General features: G+C 72.5%; 4 protein-coding genes and 1 pseudogene. 2 read left to right on the forward strand and 3 right to left on the reverse strand.

Translation table 11 applies throughout. The features are described from left to right. Both FV222_RS17740 and FV222_RS17745 read left to right on the forward strand, forming a co-directional pair. Positions 1 to 629, forward strand: a 629-nt coding sequence (locus FV222_RS17740) for a thiamine pyrophosphate-dependent enzyme (RefSeq protein ID WP_246685521.1), incomplete at its 5' end; no start/stop codon positions are given. Positions 630 to 969: 340 nt separating this feature from the next. Next, entirely contained in the window at positions 970 to 3,351 is a 2,382-nt protein-coding gene (locus FV222_RS17745) for a penicillin acylase family protein (RefSeq protein WP_246685522.1), read from the forward strand. 49 nt (positions 3,352 to 3,400) lie between these two features. On the opposite strand, the gene FV222_RS17750 is transcribed toward FV222_RS17745, so the two are convergent. The 3 genes and pseudogenes from FV222_RS17750 to FV222_RS17760 form a co-directional block, all read right to left on the reverse strand. Further along, a complete protein-coding gene (locus FV222_RS17750; protein WP_147762145.1) occupies positions 3,401 to 4,054 on the reverse strand; it encodes a hypothetical protein in 654 nt (217 codons plus the stop codon). A gap of 104 nt (positions 4,055 to 4,158) precedes the next feature. Further along, positions 4,159 to 4,431: a YiaA/YiaB family inner membrane protein gene (locus tag FV222_RS17755; protein WP_147729665.1), complete on the reverse strand. Its 273-nt coding sequence runs from the start codon at positions 4,429 to 4,431 to the stop codon at positions 4,159 to 4,161. 56 nt (positions 4,432 to 4,487) lie between these two features. Beyond that, positions 4,488 to 4,746: pseudogene (locus FV222_RS17760) on the reverse strand (PspA/IM30 family protein); the annotation flags it as partial.

Genomic DNA, 4,746 nt, shown 5'->3' on the forward strand with positions numbered 1-4,746 from the left:
GTGCCCATGCGCAGCCAGGCCGAGACCGGCCGGGCGAAGCCCTCGATGTCGGAGGTGAGCGGCGCGTCGTGGATGCGGTGATAGGTGGCGTGCTCGCCGACGCCGCAATCAGCCAGGTGCTCGGCGCGCTGATCCCCGAGGGTGCGATCGTCTGCGACGAATCGATCACCACCGGGCGCAACTTCTTCGGGCAGACGCACGCGGCTGCGCCCCATAGCTGGCTCCAACTCGGCGGCGGCGCGATCGGGCTGGGCATCCCGATGGCGACGGGGGCCGCGGTCGCCTGCCGCGATCGCAAGGTGATCTCCCTGCAGGCCGATGGCAGCGCGCTCTACACCGCCCAGGCGCTCTGGACCCAGGCGCGCGAACGCCTCGACGTGGTGACGCTGATCTGGTCGAACCGCTCCTACGCGATCCTGCGCCACGAGCTCACCAACGTCGGCGCCACCAACCCCGGCCCGAAGGCGATCGGCATGCTGACCCTCGACGACCCGGCGATCGACTGGGTCAGCCTCGCCAAAGGGTTCGGCGTGGAGGCCCGCCGGGTCGAGAACTTAGCCGACTTCGTAGACGTGTTCCGGGTGTCGTTGGGCCGCCGCGGGCCGTTCCTGATCGAGGTGGCTTTGTGAGGGTTTTGCAGACCGGTGTCGCACACGTCTCTCCAGCCACTGCCAGATTTCCCATGCCCGAGAGATGCGCCCGTCCCCTCTCCCCGCACGCGGGGAGAGGCCCAATTGCACCTTGTGCAGCCGGGAAGCGGAGGCGAAGCCGAAGCGGCGGTGAGGGGGAGGTGCCGAGGAAGTCTCTTCCGTCGAAGCCCCCTCACCTTCGGCTGTCGCCTCGCCGCGCCGACGACGAGGTCGTCGCGGCCCTCTCCCCGCAGGCGGGGCGAGGGGATGCGCGCAGATGGCGGCGCTCCGCGTTGCTTGCGACGCCATCTCTGAACGGGGTGGCGCAAGGGAAACGCGCGTGACCACCTTCCCCCTCCCGGGCCTGTCCGCGCCCGCCGAGATCCGGATAGACCGGCACGGCGTGCCGCATATCCGCGCCGCGAGCGCCGACGACGCCTTTCGCGTCCAGGGGTTCAACGCGGCCCGCGACCGGCTGTGGCAGCTCGACCTGTGGCGCAAGCGTGGGCTCGGGCTGCTCGCCGCCGACTTCGGGCCCGGCTACCTCGCGCAGGACCGTGCGGCGCGGCTGTTCCTGTATCGCGGCGACATGGCGGCCGAGTGGGCGGCCTACGGGCATCCGCGCATGAGGACCATCGTCGAGGCCTTCGTCGCCGGCCTGAACGCCTACGTCGCCCTGACGGAGGCGCGGCCCGACCTGCTGCCGCCGGAATTTTCCGCCATGGAGACGCGCCCGAACCGGTGGGCGCCCGAGGACGTGGTCCGCATCCGTAGCCATGCGCTGGTGCGCAACGTGCCCTCCGAGGTCGCCCGCGCCCGGGTGCTAGCCAGGGCCGACGCCGAGACCGACGCGCTGCGCAAGGGTCTCAGCCCACCGCATGCGACGATGCCGCTCGGCGACCTCGACCCGGCGCGGTGGCCGGACGACCTCCTCGACGTGCTCCGCCTCGCCACCGCGCCGGTGGGGTTCGACCCGGCACGGCTGGCCGCCACCCGCGACGCGGCCTGGGCTTGGACTCACGTCGACGCGCACGGGAAGGTCGGCCGCCAGCGGGCCGCGGACGCGCCCGAGCCGCCGGGGGATGGCTCGAACAACTGGGCGGTGGCGCCGTCCCGCACCGCCACCGGGCGGCCGATCCTGGCGAGCGACCCGCACCGCGCCTACGCGCTGCCGTCGCTGCGCTACGTCGTCCACCTCACCGCGCCCGGCCTCGACGTGATCGGGGCCGGCGAGCCGGCGCTGCCCGGCATCAGCATCGGCCACAACGGGACCGCCGCCTTCGGGCTGACCATCGCGCCCTTCGACCAGGAGGACCTGTTCGTCCTCGCCCTCGACCCCGACGACCCGGACCGGTTCCGGTTCGAGGGCGGCTTCGCGCCGATCACCCGCCTGCGCGAGCGCATCTCCGTGCGGGGCGGCGCCGACGAGGAGGTCACCCTCGGCTTCACCCACCACGGCCCGGTGATCTGCGAGGACGCCGCGACACAGACCGCCTTCGCCGTCCGCACGGTCTGGTCCGAGCCCGGGACCGCCGCCTACCTCGCCAGCCTCGGCTATCTCGACGCGGCGACGCCCGAGGCCTTCGGCGCGGCCCTGCGGCATTGGTCGGCGCCCACCGTCAACCAGGTCTACGCCGACGTGAACGGACGGATCGCGTGGTTCACCGCCGGCAAGGCGCCGATCCGCCCGAACTGGGACGGCCTGCTGCCGGTACCGGGCGACGGGCGCTACGCCTGGGCTGGGTTCCACGAGGCCGCCGCCCTGCCGAGCCGGATCGATCCCGAGGCCGGCTTCGTCTACTCGGCCAACGAGATGAACCTGCCCGAGGATTACCCGGCGGAGGCGCGCAAACTCGGGTTCGAGTGGCACGAGCCGTGGCGGGCGCGCCGCATCCGCACGGTGCTGGCGCACCAGCCCGAGCACGGGCTCGCCGACTCGCAGGCGCTCCAGGGCGACGACGTCTCCGAGCCGGCTCTGCGGCTCGCGCACCTCGCCGCGACGCTCGCCGCCCCAGCGGAGGCGGAGGCCCGCCTCGGTGCCGCCCTGCTCGAGACCTTCGACGGGCACCTGCACGCGGCCTCGGGCGCCGCCGCCCTGGTCGAGGTGTTCTGGGTGCACCACCTGCGCCCGGCCCTGCTCCAGGCCCTCGTCCCCGACCCGGACACCCGCCGCCTGCTGCCGCCGGGTGACGCGCAAGCCCTGCTCGACCGCCTGGAAGACCCGCGCCCGCCCCTCGACCGGGCCGAGCGTGACGCCCTGGTGGAGCGGACGCTGGCGGCGGCGTGGCGGGATTGCGCCGCCCGCCTCGGCTCCGATCCGGCGACCTGGGCCTGGGGCTGCCTGCACCACGCCCTATTCACGCACCCGCTCGCCGCGACGGGTTTTGTGAGACCCGACATCCCGCCTTTGCCGATGGGCGGTTCGGGGGCCTGCGTGATGCACGCCGAATACGATCCCGAGGCCTTCCGGATGACGCACGGCGCCTCGTTCCGGATGGTGCTCGACGTCGGCGATTGGGATGCCGGCCTGTTCGTCAACGCCCCCGGCCAGTCGGGCCACCCGGACAGCCCGCACGCCGCCGACCACGCCGAACCCTGGTCCCGGCGGGGCTACCGCCCGCTGCTCTATTCCCGCTCCGCCATCGACGCCGCGACGGAGACGGTGATCACGCTGCTGCCGGGCGCGGCCGATGGTTCATCCGCCCCCTCGCCCTCATCCTGAGGGGCCGGGTCGGGGACATCGTGGAGATGTTGGGTTTCGGCAGCGTCGCTCAGGCGACCGCCGGCGTCCAGCGGCGCAGGGCGAGGTGCGTCGGGAGGAACAGCAGGGTCGGCAGGCCGACCACGAGGCCCGCGAGCCACGCCCAGGCCGGCATCCAGGTCTGCGCCGCGCGGTCGCTCATGCCCCAGACGTAGTTGATGTTGACCGGCGTCAGGCCGGCATCGGGGTTCGGCGGCGGCATCAGGAAGAAGCACACCAGCAGGGTGACGACCGCGAGCGAGGTCCAGGTCGGCAGGGCGCGGCGGTCGTAGCCCAGCCGGCCGACCAGGTAGATCAGCAGGAACGGCAGCCAGCCATGGAAGCCCGACAGGCCGCGCAGGAATAGGGATGTGCTGCCATCGAACATGTAGGCGGTCATCCCGGTGATCGGCCGGCCGACGGCGGTGCCGGCGAAGTCGAGCACCCACAGCAGCTGCGGCGCGACGAGGCCGACCGCGCACATCGCCACCAGCAGTGCGCTCTCCAACCAGATCCCGGCCAAGGCGATCAGCAGCGACTGGTCGCAGAAATACAGGAAGTTCGTCGGCCCGTAGAACCACAGGTAGGTCGGCACGAGGATGGCCACGAAGGCGGTGTAGGCGACCTTCACCGGCATCGGGATGCGCCGGCGCGGCGCGGGCGTGCTCGTTTGGAGGTCGGACATCGGATCGTCTCGGCTGGCGAAAGAGTGGGGCGCGAAGGGATCTGCGACCCGTGCGGCCCGGCCGTGGGCCGCGCGGGTCGAGCAAAGCGTCGGTCCGTGTCCCGTCAGTCCTTGCCGACCGACATCAGCAGGCGCTCGGTCTTGGCGTCCTCGATGCGGTTCACCATGCGGCGGCCCTCGTGCACGTCGCGCACCGTCTTCGTCGCGGTGATGCAGGACTGGACCAGCATGACCACGCCCATGGCGAGGTAGCCCTTGATCCAGATGTCCACCGGCAGGAACAGGATTCCGCAGGCCACCATCGCGGCCGAGCCGAGGAACGCGGCATAGGTGAAGGTGACCCAGGCGCCGGAATGCTGCGTGGTCTCGTTGTTCATGACACTCTCCTGAGGATGGGCTGGGGGAGGGGGATGGGCTTGGGGCGTTCGATGAGTCAGGCGGCCGGGGCGAGGCCGGCCTTGCGGCGCAGGCGTTCCAGCACGTCGCCGCCGGTGGGGTGGGTGCGGGGGCCGAACCCCTCGCGCGCGAGGCGCTCCGTGATGTCGGCGCCGTCGAGCTCGGACAGCGCGGCTTCGGTGTCGCTCGCCTCGGCCTGGAGGGCGCGCAGGCGCGCCAGGGTCGCCTTGGCTTCGCGCAGCGTCGCCGTGTCGGCGCGGCCGGTCTGCGCCGACAGGCGCCGCACGGCCTCGGTG

Source organism: Methylobacterium sp. WL103, assembly GCF_008039885.1.
GTDB classification, from domain to species: domain Bacteria; phylum Pseudomonadota; class Alphaproteobacteria; order Rhizobiales; family Beijerinckiaceae; genus Methylobacterium; species Methylobacterium cerastii.